Origin of the sequence: Marinobacter sp. M-5 (assembly GCF_032911545.1) — a bacterium.
Classification (GTDB): Bacteria; Pseudomonadota; Gammaproteobacteria; order Pseudomonadales; family Oleiphilaceae; genus Marinobacter; species Marinobacter goseongensis.
The window spans coordinates 217,859-237,629 of record NZ_JAWJEK010000001.1; the positions used below are offsets into that span (position 1 = coordinate 217,859).

Annotated in this window: 17 protein-coding genes; 7 read left to right on the forward strand and 10 right to left on the reverse strand. The window is 60.6% G+C overall.

What is annotated here, in order from left to right; translation table 11 throughout:
* The first annotated feature begins 97 nt into the window (after positions 1-97).
* Entirely contained in the window at positions 98-1,183 is a 1,086-nt protein-coding gene (locus tag R0125_RS00970; protein ID WP_317236821.1) for a 3-deoxy-7-phosphoheptulonate synthase, read from the forward strand.
* Here R0125_RS00970 and R0125_RS00975 read toward each other — a convergent pair.
* Positions 1,128-1,799, reverse strand: coding sequence for a LysE family translocator (locus R0125_RS00975; protein WP_317236822.1), 672 nt, complete (start codon positions 1,797-1,799; stop codon positions 1,128-1,130). The genes R0125_RS00970 and R0125_RS00975 overlap by 56 nt on opposite strands.
* A 165-nt stretch (positions 1,800-1,964) precedes the next feature.
* On the opposite strand from R0125_RS00975, the gene R0125_RS00980 reads away from it, so the two are divergent.
* The gene (locus R0125_RS00980) at positions 1,965-3,407 is read left to right on the forward strand and encodes a dihydrolipoyl dehydrogenase (protein WP_317236823.1); all 1,443 of its coding nucleotides are present in this window, start codon (positions 1,965-1,967) and stop codon (positions 3,405-3,407) included.
* Here the strand turns inward: R0125_RS00980 and R0125_RS00985 are convergent.
* Positions 3,373-3,645, reverse strand: coding sequence for a DUF2061 domain-containing protein (locus R0125_RS00985; protein ID WP_317236824.1), 273 nt, complete (start codon positions 3,643-3,645; stop codon positions 3,373-3,375). The two genes, R0125_RS00980 and R0125_RS00985, sit on opposite strands and share 35 nt — an antisense overlap.
* Before the next feature lie 203 nt (positions 3,646-3,848).
* On the opposite strand from R0125_RS00985, the gene R0125_RS00990 reads away from it, so the two are divergent.
* Positions 3,849-4,322, forward strand: coding sequence for a Dps family protein (locus R0125_RS00990; RefSeq protein WP_248181533.1), 474 nt, complete (start codon positions 3,849-3,851; stop codon positions 4,320-4,322).
* 178 nt (positions 4,323-4,500) lie between these two features.
* Positions 4,501-6,189, forward strand: a complete 1,689-nt coding sequence (locus tag R0125_RS00995; protein ID WP_317236825.1) for a choice-of-anchor I family protein — start codon at positions 4,501-4,503, stop codon at positions 6,187-6,189.
* 56 nt (positions 6,190-6,245) lie between these two features.
* Here R0125_RS00995 and R0125_RS01000 read toward each other — a convergent pair whose 3' ends face one another.
* The 6 genes from R0125_RS01000 to R0125_RS01025 all read right to left on the reverse strand — a co-directional run bounded on the left by R0125_RS01000 (position 6,246) and on the right by R0125_RS01025 (position 13,087).
* Entirely contained in the window at positions 6,246-7,370 is a 1,125-nt protein-coding gene (locus tag R0125_RS01000) for an NAD(P)/FAD-dependent oxidoreductase (RefSeq protein ID WP_317236826.1), read from the reverse strand.
* 2 nt (positions 7,371-7,372) lie between these two features.
* On the reverse strand, positions 7,373-8,689 hold the full coding sequence (locus R0125_RS01005) for a cyclopropane-fatty-acyl-phospholipid synthase family protein (protein WP_317236827.1): 1,317 nt from the start codon (positions 8,687-8,689) through the stop codon (positions 7,373-7,375).
* Between the two features lie 165 nt (positions 8,690-8,854).
* Positions 8,855-10,150 (reverse strand): TRAP transporter large permease subunit, encoded by a 1,296-nt coding sequence (locus R0125_RS01010; protein WP_248181528.1) that lies wholly within the window; start codon positions 10,148-10,150, stop codon positions 8,855-8,857.
* Entirely contained in the window at positions 10,147-10,692 is a 546-nt protein-coding gene (locus R0125_RS01015) for a TRAP transporter small permease subunit (RefSeq protein WP_317236828.1), read from the reverse strand. The genes R0125_RS01010 and R0125_RS01015 overlap by 4 nt, the downstream gene beginning before the upstream one ends.
* A gap of 100 nt (positions 10,693-10,792) precedes the next feature.
* The gene (locus tag R0125_RS01020; RefSeq protein WP_248181526.1) at positions 10,793-11,869 is read right to left on the reverse strand and encodes a TRAP transporter substrate-binding protein; all 1,077 of its coding nucleotides are present in this window, start codon (positions 11,867-11,869) and stop codon (positions 10,793-10,795) included.
* Between the two features lie 177 nt (positions 11,870-12,046).
* The gene (locus R0125_RS01025) at positions 12,047-13,087 is read right to left on the reverse strand and encodes an acyltransferase (RefSeq protein WP_317236829.1); all 1,041 of its coding nucleotides are present in this window, start codon (positions 13,085-13,087) and stop codon (positions 12,047-12,049) included.
* 147 nt (positions 13,088-13,234) lie between these two features.
* Here R0125_RS01025 and R0125_RS01030 point away from each other — a divergent pair, with 147 nt between their 5' ends.
* Positions 13,235-14,302: a beta-N-acetylglucosaminidase domain-containing protein gene (locus R0125_RS01030; protein WP_317236830.1), complete on the forward strand. Its 1,068-nt coding sequence runs from the start codon at positions 13,235-13,237 to the stop codon at positions 14,300-14,302.
* Between the two features lie 35 nt (positions 14,303-14,337).
* The gene (locus tag R0125_RS01035) at positions 14,338-15,150 is read left to right on the forward strand and encodes a DMT family transporter (RefSeq protein ID WP_282448272.1); all 813 of its coding nucleotides are present in this window, start codon (positions 14,338-14,340) and stop codon (positions 15,148-15,150) included.
* A gap of 19 nt (positions 15,151-15,169) precedes the next feature.
* Here R0125_RS01035 and R0125_RS01040 read toward each other — a convergent pair whose 3' ends face one another.
* Both R0125_RS01040 and R0125_RS01045 read right to left on the reverse strand, forming a co-directional pair.
* Positions 15,170-16,168, reverse strand: coding sequence for a ChaN family lipoprotein (locus R0125_RS01040; RefSeq protein ID WP_248181522.1), 999 nt, complete (start codon positions 16,166-16,168; stop codon positions 15,170-15,172).
* A gap of 85 nt (positions 16,169-16,253) precedes the next feature.
* Positions 16,254-17,498 carry a hypothetical protein gene (locus tag R0125_RS01045; protein WP_317236831.1) on the reverse strand — a complete coding sequence of 415 codons (1,245 nt, stop codon included), beginning with the start codon at positions 17,496-17,498 and terminating at the stop codon, positions 16,254-16,256.
* 74 nt (positions 17,499-17,572) lie between these two features.
* Here R0125_RS01045 and R0125_RS01050 point away from each other — a divergent pair, with 74 nt between their 5' ends.
* Positions 17,573-19,519, forward strand: coding sequence for a CASTOR/POLLUX-related putative ion channel (locus R0125_RS01050; RefSeq protein WP_248181518.1), 1,947 nt, complete (start codon positions 17,573-17,575; stop codon positions 19,517-19,519).
* Positions 19,520-19,771: the final 252 nt, after the last annotated feature.

Consider the following 19,771-nt stretch of genomic DNA (forward strand, 5'->3'; position numbering starts at 1 on the left):
CGGCAGAGACCCAAGCTGCCACCGGACTCGAAAAAGCCCCGACTGGTAGCCCAGCCGGGGCTTTTTTGATTCTGATACAGGGAAACGGACGAACGACATGAACATGCCTTTGAACATCGACGCGCTTCATGAAGCCAGAGATGATGAATCTGGAGAGTTGAGCGCAACAGCCACCACGACCGCAGCCAATCGCCGGGAAGAGATCCTGCCGACCGCCGCCGAGCTGGCCGCGAGCCTGCCGGTCACAGCAGCCACTGAGCGCCAGATTCTGCGTCACCGGGACGCCATTCGCCGGGTGTTGCGAGGTGATGACCCCCGCACCCTCATCGTGATCGGCCCCTGTTCAATTCATGACGAGGTGGCGGCGCTGGAATACGCGGCGAAGCTCAGCGCGCTGGCCCGGAGCGTCAGAGACCGTTTCCTGATCGTGATGCGCGCCTATCTGGAAAAGCCCAGAACCACCGTGGGCTGGAAAGGCCTGCTGTACGACCCCGAGCGCACCGGTGCCGGCAATCTCGCTGAGGGCCTGGTGCGCTCACGGCGGCTGCTGCTGAACCTGGCGGAGTCCGGCCTGCCGCTGGCGACGGAGGCGCTCAGCCCGTTCGCGATGGATTACCTGGGGGACCTGATCAGCTGGACGGCCATCGGTGCCCGTACCACCGAATCCCAGGTGCATCGGGAGCTGGTCAGTGGGTTGCCGATGCCGGTGGGTTTCAAAAACGGCACGGACGGTGGAGTGGCCGTTGCCATCAACGCCATGAAGTCGGCGGCGCATCCCCATCACCACATGGGCGTGTCCCGCAGCGGCGCTGCGGCGATGATCACCACCGCCGGCAATCCGGATACCCACCTGGTACTGAGGGGTGGCCGCGGTATCACCAACTACGACGCCGACAGTGTTGGCCAGGCGATCAAGGCGCTCAGCAGCGCCGGGGTGTCCAGCGCCCTCATGGTGGACTGCAGCCACGACAACGCTTGCAAGCAGGCGGAGCGTCAACTGGAAATTGCCCGGGAGGTCATGGCGCAGAGAGCTGAAGGAAACACCTGCATTCGTGGACTGATGCTGGAGAGTTTCCTGCAGCCGGGTCGTCAGAACGACGGCGCCGATCTGACCTACGGCTGTTCCATCACCGATCCGTGTATTGGCTGGGCGCAGACGGAGGCTCTGATCCGCTCACTGTAGAAAACAGCAGTTGCCCGGCGAGCAATAACAGCACGCCACCCATTAACCGGTCGAGCCAATGGCCGAAGCGGTTAAAACCGCGCCGTACCCGGGGTAGGGTGAAGAACGTGGCGACCAGGGCGAACCAAAGCCCGGTGGCCAGGGCCATGTAGACGCCGTAAGCGGTTTGCAGGGCGACCGGCGTACCCGGGCTGATGACTATGGAAAACAGCGACACGAAGAACAGCGTGGCCTTGGGGTTCAGGGTGTTGGTGAGGAAGCCCAGGCGGAACGCCGCCAGCCCCCGTTGTGCCAGCGCGGGTTCTGCTGCCACTTGCACCCCGCCTGCCCGGGCCCGCAGACACTGGATGGCAATCCAGCTCAGATACAGCGCACCCACCACCTTGAGAATATTAAACAACAGCAATGACTGTTGAATCAGCAGGCCGATCCCCAACAAAGAATAGGTGACATGCACGAGAATGCCGGCGCCAACGCCCGCTGCAGTGAGCAGTGCGTTGCGGCGGCTCTGGCAGAGCGCCTGTCGAAGAATCACGGCGAAGTCCGGGCCGGGGCTCGCCACCGCCAGCAGATGAACCAGCGCGACGGTCAGAAATTCCGCCCAATAGTTTTGCATTGAATGGTTCTCCCAAACCGATCCGGGTGTGGTCAAAACGGCAATAATCCTGTGAGCGCAAGCATATAAGTGATCGGCCAGAATATCCTGTGTCAAAGGCAATTAATTCTGGCGGACTATACTGTGCAGACTTGATGAGCAAGGTAACCAGCGGGAGAGGCAGTGATGGAGAAGCGAACGGTAGATGTGGCGATCATTGGTGCCGGCACGGCCGGCATGGGCGCCTATCGCGCCGCCAAAGCGCACACTGACAGCCTGGTGCTGATTGAAGGCGGGCATTATGGCACAACCTGTGCCCGTGTCGGCTGCATGCCCAGCAAACTGTTGATCGCCGCCGCGGAGCGCGCCCATGACATGGCCGGGGCGGCACAGTTCGGGATTCATCCGGGCGGAATCCGGATTGACGGGAAAGCGGTGATGCAGCGGGTGCGAAGCGAGCGCGACCGTTTTGTCGGCTTTGTGCTCGAAACGGTGGAAGACATGCCCGCTGAACACAAGCTGATTGGCGATGCCCGTTTCGTGGATGCGCACCGGTTGATCGTCAACGACGACGTCGAAATCACGGCCGATCGTATTGTGGTGGCCACCGGCTCACGACCCAATATTCCGGACATGCTCAAGGAAGCCAAGGATCGCCTGGTGGTCAATGACGACCTCTTTGAGTGGCAGGATCTGCCGGCATCGGTGGTGGTGTTCGGCCCCGGTATTATCGGGTTGGAGCTGGGTCAGGCCCTGAGTCGGTTGGGCGTGCGGGTGCGCATGTTCGGTCGGGGGGGATCCCTCGGCCCGATCCGGGAAGAGAAAATGCGGGACTACGCCCTCAAAACCTTCCGCCGTGAATTCCAGCTGCACCCGGAAGGCGAGGTCAAAGCGGTAGCGCGCACTGAGGAAGGGGTGGCCGTCACCTTTGTGGACGACGATCGGGGAGAGATTACCGAAACCTTCGATTACCTGCTGGCTGCCACCGGCCGACGGCCGAATGTTGATCAGCTGGACATCCAGAACACCGACATCGAGCTGGATGATCGTGGTACGCCACGATTCAATCGCTACACCCTGCAATGCGGCGACAGCGCCATTTTCATCGCCGGAGACTGCAACCACGATGCGCCGTTACTCCATGAAGCCGCTGATGAGGGGCGTATCGCCGGGGACAACGCCGGGCGCTTTCCTGACGTGCGCGCCGGGTTGCGCCGCACGCCACTGGCGGTGGTGTTTACCGATCCGCAGATTGCCACGGTCGGTCTTAACCTTGATGAGGTGGATGAACGTTGCAAGGGTTGTTACGGCGTTGGCGAGGTGTCGTTTGAGGGGCAGGGCCGCAGCCGGGTCATCGGCAAAAATCGCGGTCTGCTGCGGGTGTATGGTGAAAGGGGTAGCGGTCAGTTTCTTGGCGCAGAAATGTTCGGCCCCGCGGCCGAGCACATTGCCCATTTGCTGGCCTGGTCCGTGCAACGCCGCATGACGGTCAGCGAAATGCTCGATATGCCTTTCTACCACCCGGTTATTGAAGAGGGGGTGAGAACCGCTCTGCGGGATCTCAATCGCAACCTGAGCATTGGCCCGGAGATCGTCAAGCGCTGCATGGATTGCGGTCCCGGGACATAGGCGCCGGGCGGGCCTGTCGCTCGCGGCGGGCCCAGAATTTCTCGTGAAAGAAATAGGCCACGGTGTTGATCGCCGGTTCGACCATCGCAATCAGGCTGCCGATCAGGATGTCGCCGGTCAGCAGAAACGCCACGGTAAAGGCGACGGTGAAATGCGTCAGCGCGAAGGTGATGGTTTTCAGCAGCGAATTGTCGCCGTTGTTCTGATGATCGTGGATAAACAGTTTGAGTGCACTCATGATCAACCCCGCCTGATGAACGTCATGTGTCATCGTTTCGCAATCACTATGGGGCAAGTGATAATCATTGTTAAATAAATTGTATGAAGAAATTTGATAGGGTGGCTCTATGAGTGAAATTGGCGAACTAAACTTCACGGATTTGCACGATCTGGCTACTATCGAAGCCAGTTTTCATTGAGTAACTGTCAAGGAGACACGTTATGGGTAAGAACTTTATTGGTCTGGATACCGCCAAAACCGAACAGCTGGCCAGCGTATTGAATGATCTGCTGTCCAACTACCAGATTTTCTACATGAACGTCCGCGGCTACCACTGGAACATCAAGGGCGACAACTTCTTTGAGTTGCACGTCAAGTTCGAGGAGCTGTACGACGATCTTCTGCTCAAGATAGACGAGATTGCTGAGCGGGTGCTGACCCTGGGCCATCGGCCGGCGCATGCTTACAGCACCTACATCGAGAAATCGGAAGTGCCGGAACGAAAGGATGTGTCCGATGGCAAGGAAGCCATGGAAAACATTGTCGAGAGCTTCGCCAAGCTCATTGGCAAGCAGCGGGAGCTGTTGCACCTGGCCGGGGAGGCCGATGATGAAGGCACCGTTGCATTGATGAGCGATTACATCTCCCAGCAGGAAAAGACGGTGTGGATGTATCGGAGCTACCTGGGCCACTGATCGGATCGGGCAGTCGACGACTGAAAAAAGGCGGCCTGCGGGCCGCTTTTTTTGTGGTGTGAATCCGCGGCTGCAACGCGCTCGTCTTGAAACTGTCCTCAAAGTGACGCATGGCTGTCACATTGTCGCCCTAGGGTGTGTCGGGATTCCACACACTCATAATTCCACCGAGGCGACCATGGAACTTCGTAAATCCCTTCTGGCGGCAGCCATCCTGACATCCACGCTTGGTCTGAGCGCTTGTGACGGCGACGATGGTGACAATGGCGTTGCTGGTATTGCCGGCACCAGCCAGACCACCATTGAGCTCAACCAGCTGGGCACCTATGCCAGCGGTGTGTTCGATGAGAGTGCCGCTGAGATCGTGGCCCACGACCCTGCCAATCAGCGTCTGTTCGTAATCAACGCCAACGACGCTACCGTAGACGTGCTGGATATCCAGGACCCGAGCCAGCCCACCAAGATGGCCACGATTGACGCCACTGAAGAAGGGGCAGCGGCCAACAGCGTTGCCGTGTTCGGTGACCTGGTGGCGGTCGCGATAGAAGCGGTGGTCAAGCAGGACAACGGTAAGGTGGTGTTCTATAACGCCAGCGACCTGGGCAAGGTGGGCGAAGTGGTGGTGGGCGCGTTGCCGGACATGCTCACATTCACCCGGGATGGCCAGAAGGTTCTGGTGGCCAACGAAGGCGAACCCAGCGACGACTACAGCGTGGACCCGGAAGGCTCCGTCAGCATCATTGATCTGTCTGCCGGTGTCGCCGGTGCTTCGGTGACCACTGCGGCCTTCACCGCGTTCAACGGCCAGGAGGATCAGCTGCGGGCAGAGGGCGTGCGAATTTTCGGGCCCGGCGCCAGTACCGCCCAGGATTTCGAGCCGGAATACATTGCCGTGTCGGTCGACAACACCACCGCCTGGGTTGCGCTGCAGGAGAACAATGCCGTGGCGGAACTGGACATTGAAGCCGGTGAGATCACCCGCATCCTGCCACTGGGCTTCAAGGACCACAGCGTCATCGGTAACGAACTCGATGCCAGCAACGAGGATCTCAACGCCCTTGGTGACAGCCGCATCAATATCCGTAACTGGCCGGTGAAAGGCATGTACCAGCCGGATGCCATCACCAGCTACGGCTTTAACGGTAAGACGTACTACATCACCGCCAACGAGGGCGACTCCCGCGACTACGACGGCTTCAGCGAAGAGTTCCGCATCAAGGACCTGATGCTGGATGGAATAGCGTTTCCAGATGCGGCTGAGCTCCAGAACGATGAGAACCTGGGCCGGCTCAACGTCACCTCCACCCTGGGCGTCAGCAACGGCTGCGACCCGTCAGATCCGATGACAGACGTTGAGGCAGCATGTGAATACAGCGAATTGTATTCCTACGGCGCCCGCTCGTTTTCCATCTGGACCGCGGACGGCACCCAGGTGTTCGACAGCGGCAGTGAGTTCGAGCGCATCACCGCCCGGGTGATCCCGGACAACTTCAACAGCAACAACGATGAGAACGCCTTCGACAACCGGTCCGATGACAAGGGGCCGGAGCCCGAGGCCGTGGTGACGGGCGAGATCAATGGCCAGACCTTTGCATTCATCGGCCTCGAGCGGGTTGGTGGGCTCATGGTTTACAACGTCACCAACCCCCAGAATCCGGTCTTCGTGCAGTACCTGAACAACCGCGACTTCAGCGCCACCCAGATGGAACTGGAAGCTGGCATGGCGGGTGATCTGGGGCCGGAAGGTCTGGCGTTCATCAGCGCAGACAACAGCCCGACTGGATCGCCGATGCTGGCGGTGGGCAATGAAGTGAGTGGCACCACCACCCTGTACGGGATCGATGTGATCGAGCTCAAAGCCGACTGATCGCGCCTGCAGTGATTAAAAAGCCGGAGCCTGTCTCCGGCTTTTTTGTGGTTGCCCTAAACGGCCAACGCGAGAGGTGGTACCTGCTGGTGCAGAAACCATTTTTCGGTCACCACCCTGCGGGTGAACCAGTGGGAGCGCATCAGGGTGCTGGCCAGGGGCGACTTCACCCACTCCGGAACCTGCCAGCCCTGATCCGCCTCGGTGGCGCGGGTGCCGAACCGCTCGGCGATGGCCTCACCGTAGGTCTGGAGCGCCTGGGCGGAATTGTCTCCGGCCTCGCGGATCACCTGTGCGGCAATCAGCGCGGACTCAATGGCAGGGCGAATACCCTCGCCGCTCTGGGTATAGGCCAGCCCGGCTGAATCCCCGATCAGCATGACGCCTTCATCCACCAGCGGACGCTCGGCGTGGTTGTAAAGCAGATAGGCGTGCCCCTTGAACCGGCCCGGAAGATCGGGCGGGATGCGGCCGCTGGCTTTCATTTCCTCGACAAACTGCTCCAGATGCCCGCTCAGCTTGTGGTTGTCTTCCCGGCCCAGGCCGATGTTCAGGAAGTTGCCTTTACGGAATACCCAGGCATACCCCTTCAGGTCGCGGCAGAACCAGAGCTCTGGCATGTCTCCGCGGGCGGCGCAGACCTCGGACTGTTCCGGGGTCATCTCGAACTCCACTTCCTTGGCCGACACCACCGTTTCGTGACCACCCGGGCCGTCGCCCAGCAGGCGGGCCACCGGGCAGAAATGCCCGCCAGCGCCGACGATAAGCGGCGCCTGCCAGGTGTGGTTGATGATCCAGTTACCATTCTCGCGGTCGATGGACTTTACCGGTGTGGCCAGCGCTTTGGGGGCGTTGACGCGTCTGAGCAGGTAGTCGTCAAACTCGCAGCGGCGGATGCCGTAGCTCACCACCTTGTCGTGGTTATTTTCCACCGCCGGTTGCCCCATCATGCCGATCCGGAACCGGCGAATCGGCTGCAGGGTGCGGTTCTTTTCGTAATCGGCCAGGTCGATCTCGAGGCTGTTCATCACTGCTGGCGTGACCCAGCCGGCGCAGGTCTTGTCTCGCGGGAAGGACTGCTTGTCGATCATCAGAATTTTCTTGCCGCTGCCTCGCAGCGCGTGAGCCAGGGTGGACCCGGCCGGGCCGGCGCCCACAATGATCAGATCGTAGTAGTCCATGATCAGGCCTCCGGCGCGGCGGGTGAGGTGTGCAGGTCCTGCCGGTTCTGGGGCAGCCGGTTGTTACCCCCGTGGGTGAATACCACCTGGAACAGCTGTAACGACCCTGCGCGGAAGGCGGCGATGGAACCGGCCAGATACATGCGCCAGGCACGGGCGAAGTGCTCGTCATACAGGGCGATGACTTCCGCTTCCCGCGCGGTGAAGCGCTGCATCCAGTCGCTCAGGGTGCTGGCATAGTGCAGCCGGAGGTTTTCCACATCCAGCACGGAGAAATCGCCGTGCTCACAGATTTCCATGAACTCACCAATGCTGGGCGGATAGGCGCCCGGGAAAATTCTTTTCTCGATCCAGGCGTTCATCAGCATGGGGCGGTTGCGGCCGATGCTGTGCAGCAGGGCAATGCCTTCGGGCTTGAGCGAGCGCTGGATGAGTTCCGACAGGGCCGGGTAATTGTCCTTGCCGACGTGCTCGAGCATGCCGATGGAGACAAACGCATCGTACCGGCCCTGAATGTTGCGGTAGTCGTCTTCCACATAATCGATGAGATGCGACAGCTGTTGCCGTTCCGCTTCAGCCCGGGCGTAGGCCAGCTGTTCTTTCGAGATGTTGTAGGCGTGTACTTTTACGCCATAGTGTCTGGCCATGTAGCGGGCCAGGCCGCCCCAGCCACAGCCGGCCTCCACCACCGTCATTCCGGGTTTGAGACGGAGTTTGCGGCACACGTGTTCCAGCTTGGCCAGTTGCGCGTGCTCCAGGGTGAGGTCCGGGCGCTCGTAGTAGGCGCAGGTGTACTGCATCTCGGCAGTATCGAGCCATATACGGTAGAACTCGTTGCCGAGATCGTAATGGTGGTGAATGTTCTCCCGCGCCTCGGAAATACCTGTGGGGCGAGGGTTGTGATTGCGCCAGAGCGCGTCCAGCCACCGTGGCCAGCGCTGGCGGGCCTGATGAATGCAGCGGTAGAGGGTCTCCATCAGCTCGGCCAGATCGCCCTCCACATGCAGCCGGCCGGCACTGTAGAGGTCGCCGAACGCCAGGTTCGGATTGGCCACCAGTGACCTCAGGGCTTTGGGGTCACTCAGGTGAATCGTGAAGCGGGCCTCGCCCGCCTCGGACTCGATGACTTCGTGGTTCCAGAGGCGGAACCGCACCGGGGGCGATCCCGCCATCCGCATGAGCTTGGTGATCAGCCAGACTTCGTAGGAGCGCGGTTCACGATCTACCTGAAGACCCTCGATGGGCAGTTTCAGCACATGAGCCTGTGGGCGGTCGGTTTGGCCGGAAGGTTCCGTTTTCTGGGCCGTACTCTGGTTCATGAATCCTTGCCTCCCTTATGGGTGAGGCGAATCCCGACTGCACAACTGGGAAACACCGGTTGTGTCATCAGTATAGAAAATGATCGTAATTTGTCATGGGGGCGGGCAAAAACGAAAAAAGCCGGAGCGATAGCCCCGGCATTTTTTGGCAATGCTGGATCGATGTCAGTAGGACGAGCTCATCCCGAACCATTCCGGGAAGATGACAATGAGCGCCAGCACCAGAACCTGCAGCATGATGAACGGCAACACCCCTTTGTAGATGTCGGTCGTTCGCACATTGGGTGGCGCCACCCCTTTCAGGTAGAACAGCGCGAATCCGAAGGGCGGCGTCAGGAAACTGGTCTGCAGGTTCATGGCGACCAGAATGGCGAACCAGAGCATGTTGATGCCCAGGGCCTCGGCCACCGGCGCGAGAATTGGCACGATGATGAAGGAAATCTCCACGAAGTCGATGAAGAAGCCCAGCACCAGAATGACCAGCATGGCCAGAATGATAAAGCCCCATTTCTCGCCGGGGAGCTGCAGCAGCCATTCCTCCAGAAGGTAGTCGCCGCCGGTGTAGCTGAAGACCATGGAAAAGGCCGTGGCGCCAATCAGAATCGCGAACACCATGGCAGTGACCTTGACCGTATCCTTGGACGCATCCCACACCATCTTGAATGAGAACTGGCGATAGATGATAGCCAGCAGCACGGCACCCACGCCGCCGAGGGCGGAGGATTCGGTGGGCGTGGCAATGCCGGTGAAGATGGAGCCCAGCACGATAACGATCAACGCCAGCGGCGGAATAATGGCCAGCAGCGCATCGAAAACCTCGCGCTTGCGCGAGACGCCGCTGTCGTCCGGCATGGCCGGCGCGGTTTCCGGCTTGAAGCGGGTCATGATCAGGATATAGCCAATGTACAGCCCGATGAGCACCACGCCGGGTCCGACAGCTGCCTTGAACAGATCGCCTACGGGCAGGCCGAGCACATCGCCCAGGATGATCAGGATGATGGACGGTGGCACGATCTGCCCGAGCGTACCGGAGGCGCAAATGGTGCCGGTCGCCAGGCGCTTGTCGTACTTGTGCGCCAACATGACGGGCAGGGATATCAAACCCATGGCGACAACACTGGCGCCGACCACGCCGGTAGACGCTGCCAGCAGGGCGCCCACCAGAATGGTGGAAATGGCCAGGCCGCCGGGCAAGCCTCCGAACAGTCGGCCCATGGAGGTCAGTAGCTGTTCCGCCAGCTTGGTCCGTTGCAACACCACGCCCATGAAAATGAACAGGGGCACCGCCATCAGCACGGTATTCTGCATCACGCTCATGATGCGGTAAGGCATGAAGGCAAACAGATCCATGCCCTCGGCAAACACGCCAAAAAACAGCGCAACGCCGCCAAACGTGAAGGCAACCGGGAAGCCCAGCATCAGCATGATGAGGGCGACACCGAACATTATCATGCCGATCATGCCAGTCCCCCTGCGCTGTGCTCGCCTTCGTATTCCTTCTCACCGGACATGACCCGCATCGCGAAGGTGGCCATGTTGAGGCCGGCGATGGCGGTGAGGACCGCGGTCAGGGGGATCACCGCCTTGATGATCCAGCGGTGCGGAAGGCCGCCGGGGTCGCCGCTGCCCTCGCCCATGGTGTAGGAATCGAGAGCGAATTCGTAGCCATAGATGCCGATCAGGTAGGCGAAAGGAATGACGAAAATGAACGCGCCCACGAGGTTGATCCAGGCTTTGGTCTTGTTGCTCCAGCGCGCGTAGAACACGTCCACCCGCACATGGCCATCGGTGCGCAGGGCATAGGGAATCCCGAACAGGAAAACCACGGAATAGAGATGCCACTCCATTTCCTGCATGCCGATGGAGACGTTGTTGAACGCGTAACGGGCGACAACATCATAAAAGACGTTGGCTGCCATCAGTATCATCGCGATACAGGCAATCCAGCCACAGAGAATGGACAGACGGGCCAGGCCCTCGTCCAGTTTGATAATCCACCGCATTAATATTCCTCCGCCATATCAGCCGGCGATTTTCCGTTGCTACAAATAACAAAGCCGGGATCACTGCTCGAGCGATCCCGGCTCTGATAAGGCTGCGATGTTACTCGATTTCAGCCATGGTGTTGAGGTACGCCCGTTCGGAAATGTCCGTGTAGGCGCGGCTCTGTTCAAGGTAGTTCTGTTGGGATTCGATAATTTTGGCCGCCATCTCGCTACCTTCGGCTGACTCCTTCAGTAGCTTCTTGTTGGCGCTGTACATCGCCTGGAAGATGTCATCCGGAAACTGTTTGATCTGCACGTTCGGATACTCTTCCTTGATGTTGGCCCAGGCTTTGGCGTTTTCATGCTGGGAGTGCACAAGCATGTCATAAGAGGCGGTGCGCATGGCGACACGCATAATTTCCTGAAGGTCAGCGGGGAGTTTATCCCACACCCGCTTGTTCACCAGGAACTGGAGCTCGGTGGCAGGCTCGTGCCAGCCGGTGTAGTAGTAATCGGCAATCTGCTGGAAGCCAAGGCGCAGGTCCAGCGCCGGACCGACCCACTCAACCGCATCAATGGTATTGCGCTCAAGGGCTGTGTAGAGCTCACCCGGGGCGATGTTGGTGGGGTTTACGCCCACTTCCGCAAACACTTCACCGGCAAAGCCGGGGATGCGCATCTTCAGGCCCTTGAGGTCATCCAGGGACTTGATTTCCTTGCGGAACCAGCCGCCCATCTGAACACCGGTGTTACCTCCGGGGAACGACAGCATGTTGTGGGGTTCGTACACTTCCTGCATCAGCTCCATGCCACCGCCGTGGTAGAACCAGGCGTACTGTTCCATGGCATTCATGCCGAAGGGCATGCTGGTGAAAAACAGGGTCTCCGGAACCTTGCCTTTCCAGTAGTAGGAGGCAGAGTGGCCCATGTCGTACTGACCGGCCTTGACCATGTCAAACACGCCGAGCGGGGCTTTGTGCTTGTTGGCGGAATCGATGCGGACCTTGAGGCGGCCATCGGACATGGTCTCAACGGTCTCTGCGAAGCGCTTGGTGGTATCACCGAAAATCGGGAAGTTCGGTCCCCAGGTCTCAGCGAGGCGCAGGGTAAAGGTGTCTTGGGCGAGCGCTTGTGCGGAGGCTAGGGTAGTTGCGACGGCCAGCACAGCGGCGGAAAGAACAGAACGGATCTTCATTGCTCTTCTATCCTCTGATTTGTTTTTTGTCTTTTTTGAATGATTCGGGCGTCACCCGACAGGGATTACTTGCTTGTGATTCTAGTTCAAGGTAGCAGCAATTGTTAGCAAACGGAACGCAAAACCGGCGTCTCTACGACCTAGGTCTTAGTCGTTCCGACGGCTTGTTCCGGGCCTTCAGGGCAGTGTTCTGACCGGCACTGGCGCCGGCTGTTCGGTGGCCCGATGACGGAGTTTTCGAAACCACGTCAGGGCCGGTTTTTCGATGGCGTAATGGATGGCGGCCGCGAGGGTCAGGGCCAGGGCCAGAGTGACGCCCGCCCAGCCCGGCAGGCCGGCCTGGTAGCTCCAGCCGATAACGCCGTAGCCGATGTTCTGGTGCACCAGATACAGGGCATAGGACAGGCGGCCAAGCCAGAGCAGCGGCGGGTTGGCGAGGCTGTTGAGGTGGCCGGCCACGGCCAGCGCGAACACGCCATAGCAGCCGACGACGAAGAGACTGAACGGGGCTTTATAGGCAATCAGGGCGTGCCCCACCGCCAGTGCCAGCAGCGCCAGATCCGCTGCCGCCGGGCGGCCGTACCGGTGCCAGCGAAATATCAGCATGCCGCTGACGAACAGCGGAGCATATTTCACGAACAGCAGGTCCTTGACCAGAAATTCGAGGGCACCGGGAATGTCGCGCCACCACAGCACGCCGGCATAGCTGACCACCACCCAGGCCCACAACGCCAGCCGCAATGGTTGCCACTGTTTCAGCCCGTAAAACAGCAGTGCAATCCAGCAGTAAAAAGTGGCTTCGATCACCAGGCTCCAGTAGGCGCCGTCCACATGGGGGAACTCCAGGTATTCGTGCAGCAGGGTGGCGTTCAACAGCGCACTGCCCAGGCCGACTGCACGATCGGCCGGTCCCATCAGGTGAACCGCCAGAAAGGTCAGCACAATACCGGCCCACAATGCTGGCAGCAGCCGGAAGGCCCGCGCCAGACCGAACCAGCCGGCGGTGCGTGTACGCTCCAGGGTCATGAAGATGACGAAGCCGCTGAGGATGAAAAACATATGCACGCCGTAGCGGCCATAATCCAGCACCGCCCATGGGGTAAAGGTGTGGCCGTAGAGCTGGTCGTAATAAGGCAGATAATGGAACAGCACAACGGCCAGGGCAGCGATGCCACGCAGGGCGTCCAGTGCAGAAAGGCGTTGTGAGGATTCAGCCATGATCGCGATTCCGTGCAGGTTCAGGCTATAGTAGCTTGCTTTAGGGTATTGCAGAACCGGCCAGCTATACGGTTGTCTTGCGGCCAGCTTAAGATGCGGTAACGTGCATGCGACGGGCCCATATCCGCCCGCTAACAGGAGGGAGCCATGACTGTCGAGCTTGGAATCATCGAGGGGTTCTACGGACCGTTGTGGCGCTGGCCGGAGCGAAAACAGCTGGTGCAGGCTCTGGAGCCCCATGGTTACCGGTTCTACTTGTATGCGCCCAAGGCCGACGCCTACCTGCGTCGGCGCTGGGATGAGCCTCACCCCCAGGAAACCGCGACGCAGCTGGCCGATTTTGGCCGCTTCTGCCGCAAGCACGGCGTGCGGTTCGGTGTCGGCCTGAGCCCGTTCGAGGTGTTCAACGATTTTAACGATGGGGCAAAAAAAGCGCTGGCAAAGAAGCTGGCCTTCCTCGACGAAATCGGTGTGCAGGAGCTGGCCATCCTGTTTGACGACATGCGCAGCGACACCCCGGACCTCGCCGCCCGCCAGGCGGACATCGTGCACTGGGTGCAGGAACGATCCGGTGCCGCACAGTTGTCGATCTGCCCGAGCTACTACTCCGACGACCCGGTGCTGGACCGGGTCTTCGGTGAGCGCCCCAGCGATTACCTCGCCACCCTGGGCGGCTTGCTGGATCCCGCGGTCAGGGTGTTCTGGACCGGGGAAGAGGTCTGCGCGAGGGAAGTGACTCCGGGCCACCTGAGGCGCGTCGGCAAGGCCCTCGGTCGTAAGCCGCTGCTGTGGGACAACTACCCGGTCAACGACGGTGACCGCATGTCCCGCCACCTTCACCTGCGGGGGTTCACCGGCCGGCCCGCCAACAACGCGGCCTGGTTGGCAGGCCACGCCATCAATCCGGCCTTGCAGCCAACTCTGACCGCCATACCGGCCATCACGCTGGCCGAAAGCTATCGCCAGGGTCCGGACTACCAGTACGGCCAGGCCTTCCGCCATGCTGCCCGGGAAATTCTCGGGGCGGATCTTGCCGACCAGGTGCAGGCGGATCTGCTCACGCTTCAGGACGCCGGCCTTCATCGCATCAGCGAAGACAAGAAGCAGGCGCTGTTGACCATCTATCGGGGCTACCCCCACGCCGGTGCCGGGGAAATCTGCCGTTGGCTGTGTGGTGACTATCAGGTAACCGACGAGATGGTTCAGACCCAGTGATCCGTTTTCGCGCCCTGCTGCTGACCACGGTGGCCATGATTGCCTTTGCCGGCAATTCCCTGCTGTGCCGGGCTGCGCTGCGCGATACCGACATCGATGCAGCAACGTTCACCTCGGTGCGCCTGGTGGCCGGGGCACTGACCCTCTGGCTCATTGTGGTGCTGCGGGGCAGTCGCCAACCTCTGGCCTTCGGTTCCTGGGGATCCGCTCTGGCACTGTTCGGTTACGCCGCGGCGTTTTCATTTGCCTACGGTGGTTTGTCCGCTGCCATGGGCGCCCTGCTGCTGTTCGGAGCGGTGCAGGCGACCATGATCGGCATCGGGATCTGGCGCGGCAACCGGCCGGGTACGATGCAGTGGGGTGGTTTCATGGTGGCGTTCGCCGGGCTGATCGGGCTGCTGCTGCCCGGATTGTCAGCGCCCCCGGTGGGCAGCGCCCTGCTGATGATCACCGCCGGCATGGCCTGGGGCGTGTATTCCCTGCGCGCCAGGGGGGCCGGGGAGCCGACCGCAGTGACCACCGGCAATTTCATCCGTGCGGTGCCCCTGGCGTTGGTACTGAGCCTGGTCATGCTTACGCGGGCGCAAGTGGATGCCCCCGGCCTGATTTACGCCGTGGCTTCCGGCGCGGTCACCTCAGGCATGGGGTACGCCATCTGGTACATGGCGTTACCCCTGTTGCAGGCCACCTCGGCGGCCACGGTTCAGCTCAGTGTGCCGGTGATTGCGGCCATCGGTGGTGTGCTGTTACTGGGCGAACCGCTGACCCTGCGACTGGTGGTGGCGGGTGTGGCCATTCTCGGGGGCATTGCCATCGTTATCAGGGCCGGGCAGCAGAAAACCGCCTGAGAGAGGGTTGCAGCCGAAGTCAGTCGCAGCGGACCTCGGCCGCCTTGCGGAATTGCTGCATCATGGCCTCCCGGTGGCGTTCCTGATCCTTGTACTCCTCGGGCAGCGGCTGCAGGTAATACAGAAAATCCCCTTTGCTGCGGTTGGCCCGGGCCAGCGCCTTCAGCGAGTCACCGGCCTGCCAGAACGCCGGGCTGATCACGACGACGTTCAGATTCGGTCGCCGCGTTTCCAGTACCGCCACCATGCCCAGCCGCTCTTCCGCATGAAAGGTGCCGGTCAGATGAATGACCTGATGGCCGGGGTATCGCGTCAGGGCATTGATGACCTGCGCCGCCATAGTGTTGTCCCGCAGCAGCTGGGCGCGATAGGTATTCTCCATCCGTGCGCTGAACTCTGCGCTGCCGTGACCGGCGGTCATCACCGAAAAGAATTTTTCGCGGTAGGCCGGGGTGTCGACAAAGGTGTTCTTCGGAAACCGCTCGCGTTCGGCAGTACTGAGTTGATTCATGTAATCGGCTCCCTGGCGGCCAACGCAGCGCACCGTGTCGGCGGGGGCATTGGCGGCAATCACCGGCAGACCGCGGGTTCTGGAAAATTCCACCAGCGGCCGGTAGGAGGCCTTGTAGTTTGGCCAGGCGTCGGTGTCAGCGATCAGTTCCGATTCACCGGTGTCGCCGGCGAGGTACCGATCCAGTTCGCCCTGATCATCGAGGGTGAACTGCTCCATGGTCAACACCTGTTGCGGTCGCTGTTGATAGAGGGCGGATTGCAACAGGGACTGCAGCAGGTGCGCGCCATGATGACCATGGTATTCACCGATCACCACCACGTCGGCCGCTGCCAGTTCGCCGGCGAGCTGGTTGATCGACAGCCGGGTACCACGGCTATCCGTCAGTACCGCATCGTACTGGGTCTGGGGCGGAAGCACCGCGGTCTGCGGGGCGGGGCCCCGGGTGGCGCAACCGGCGAGGGTCACGCAGGCGAGCAATACGAGCGTGTGCGAACAGGATGTCATGGCTTGTTATACGCCCCCGGCTGGAAATGGGTTGTTGGTCTCCCCGTGATGGTCCGTCAAACCGGCGGGTGGAACCGGATGCCCGTCACATGGGCCAGTGTAGCTGCAGATTGCCACCCCCGAAGCCGAATTTGTGCAGGTAAAACGTCGGATTCAGGGTGAGCACAGCGCCATCCTGTGCCGAGAGAACGGTTTTGAACGGCAGGGTCAGTTTGCCGATAAACCCGTTCTCCTGGCGGCCCCGGTTGCGCAGGTAGTGCTCGTCAATGTCCGGCTTGCTCAGGTATACGCCGGGGCTGAGGGTGGTGCGAGCAGACAGCGGCAGGGTCAGGTCGGTGTAAAGAGTGGGCTCCCGCCGGCTCACCGTCCCCACGTCGTTGAGTGCCCTGCCGAAAAAACCGTCCTCTTCCAGGCTCAGGTAGTACAGGCCAAGCCGGGGCTGAAACCGGCGGTGGCTGTCACTGACGCTGGCAGCGAATTTGACATGGTCGCGCTCGAAGTCGGCCCGCCCTGCCAGGGTCTCACCGCCGAGCTGATAGTGCCGTCGTGTGAGCTCGCCACTGATCTCGACCTGCCAGAGCCAGTTCTCAGTGGCGCGGCTGTGGCGGACGGCAGCGTTCAGGCTTTTGCTTTCGACCACCAGGTTTTCCGTGCGACTGCTGAACTCGGAGGGTGGCGAGACATTGATGGACACCAGAGTGCCAGCAGCCGGGGCGGTCGCTTCCGTGCCGAGGTGCCACTGGACGAAAAAACTCTGGGGTTCGCGGATGAACTCGTCACCGGAATCGGTCTTGCTATTGAAATAGGCGTCCGGGAGTATCCAGCTGGCGTGTATCCAGTGGTCGCGATCCAGATAGTGACGGGCACTGAAGTACACGTCAGACTGCGCTTTATCAGAGAAAACATCGCCTTGCAGCCAGAGTTCGGTATTATCCGTCAGATTGTGCCGGAACCCCACCAGTTGGCGCTGGTAGGTACCGTCCAGATCTTCGCTACGCTGAATGTCGAGCAGAAAACCCTGATGGTCATGATTGAACCCGAAGTCCTGCCGGAAGCGGAAGTCGAGGTAGAGACGGCGGCTGCTCACGCTGCCACCGGTGCCGCGAATGCCGTTGTCGGTGGGGCCGGGGAGGGCTTCGCTGTGGCGAAATGTCAGCAGGTGCAGAAAGCGCTCGGTGTTGTAGGTCTCGTCGCGACCGTCAACAACCGCCTCCTGGCGCCAGGGCTGCGGCAGGTGGGGGCTGCCGGCCCACAGGAAAGCGGGCGACAGGCCAAGCGTCAACGTAATGGCGCCCACCCGGGCGAGGTGATGCGGAGGTAGCCTGTTCATGGTGTACAGGGCCTTCATCAACGTTATTAGGCTATGCTACGGCTAATTCGTAGCGAAGCGCAAAGGGAAGTCGAATGTTGCCATTCAGGGTCATTGATCGAGTGAAATTTGTGCTGGAACGCCAGCTGGTCAAAGGGGCGGGGTTCCAGTTACTGGTGGTTGGTGTGTTCATCGGGCTGATTTCGCTGGTGGGCGGTCTGTTGGTGTTGCCCCAGGGGGATGCATTCGATGACCCCGGCTCCGCCATCTGGTGGGCTTTTCTGCGGCTGACCGACCCCGGCTACCTGGGAGATGACGTCGGCACCTGGCAGCGATTTGTGTCCACGGTGCTCACCATCAGCGGCTACGTGGTGTTCATGGGTACGCTGGTGGCGATCCTGACACGCTGGTTGATCGCCAAGATGGGCGATCTGGAGCGGGGTCTGACGCCGGTCACCCTGAAACATCATATCGTTGTGCTGGGCTGGTCGAGTCAGACCTTGCCGCTGCTGTCGGAGCTGCTCGGGTCCTCGGGCCGCATGCGCCGGTTTCTGGAAAAACACGACACCCAACGCTTGAATCTGGTGGTGCTGTCGGAGCATGCGTCTGCCGCCCAGGTGCATGAACTGCGCACCGAACCCGGGATCGGCCGCAAGGCCAGGCAGATCATTCTGCGCTCGGGCATGGCGATCCAGCCGGACGCCCTGCACCGGGTTGCCTGTCTGGATGCGGCCGCGGTGATCGTGCCCAGCGCTGCCCATGAAGCGGGCACCCTGATGACCTCGGACGTGGAAACGGTCAAGGCGTTGCTGTCCATTGCCGCCCAGGCAAGGCATCTGAACCTGCCGTTGCCGTACGTAGTGGCGGAAATACAGGATATTCGCAAGCATCCGGTGATTGAGCGAGCGTATCCCGGGGAAGTGGAAGTGGTAGGTGGCGACGCCACCATCAGCCGTTTGATGGTGCAGAACGTGCTGCATCCGGGGTTGTCGGAAATCTACAATGAACTGCTGACCGCGGGCGACGGCAATGAAATTTACATTCGAGGTGGCGAGCGTTTGGCTGGAATGACCCTGGGAGAGCTGGCAACGCAGCGGCCCTGCGCCATCGTTCTGGGCATCCTGAAACCCCGGGACAAAGGCTGGGACGTTAACCTGATTGCCCCGACCGACACGACGATCGAGAACCGGGACCGGGTGGTCATGATGGCCCGGGATTACTCGGAGACCGAAGCCAACCCGAAACTGGAGCTCTTGCCACCGAACATCCGTGGCGACATCCGAAAATACCAGCGCAAGCACGCAGAACGTCCGCAAACCATTCTGGTGCTGGGCTGGAATCGCCGTGTGCCGAGTCTGATCGCCGAATTCGGCAGTTACACGGACCAGCGCTTTCACATCGATATTGTGTCAGTCGTACCGGTGGCAGAGCGGGAGCGTGACATCACCCGGTACATTCATGAGAATCACGACGTGACCTGCCGTCACATCGAAGCGGATTACATGGTTGAGGACGAGCTGCGCAAGGTGCGCCCAGCGGATTACGACGCGGTGATCCTGCTGAGCAGCGACCGCCTGGCGTCGGGTGAGGAAGCGGATGCCCGCGCCATGGTGGGTTACCTGCAGCTTGAGGACCTGCTGGCGGAGGGCCATCGCCGGCCCCAACTGATCATGGAGCTGAGTGACCCCGACAACCGCTACCTGATGTACGGTCACCAGAGTGAAATGATGATCAGCCCGATGATCCTCAGCCATGTGCTGGCACAAGTGGCTCTGCGCCGTGAGCTGCGCGTGGTGCTGGACGAGCTGTTCACTGCCAGTGGTGCCGAAATTCAGTTCCGTGACCCCAAGGACTACCCGCTGCCTGCCAGTGCCGATTTCCGGGTGTTGGAAAAAATGTTGTCGGCGGAGGGCGAGCTGGCACTGGGCATTTTCCGCCACCAGGCCGACGAGCGGGGCCGGCACCTGATGATGAATCCGCCCCGCGATACTCATCTGGACCTGCAGGCCGGCGACCGGCTGGTGGTCATGGCCCATACCTGAACGGTCCGGGGCAGGGCTGCTGCCGGTCAGCGCCCGCCAAAGCGAGAGCGGGTTTTCGGCGGGGATTTCAGGTATTCATCAAAAAAATGCCGAGAATAGATAATATAAATTTCAATTATAAATTCAAAGGCACTAAAGTAGCACCCATCGTCGGTTATCTGAACATTTTTTGAGCGGATAGCCGGCTCGCCGGAGTAGACCTTCTGCTTCTGATGAAGAGCACCTCAAACCGTAGAACACAGGACTGAGATC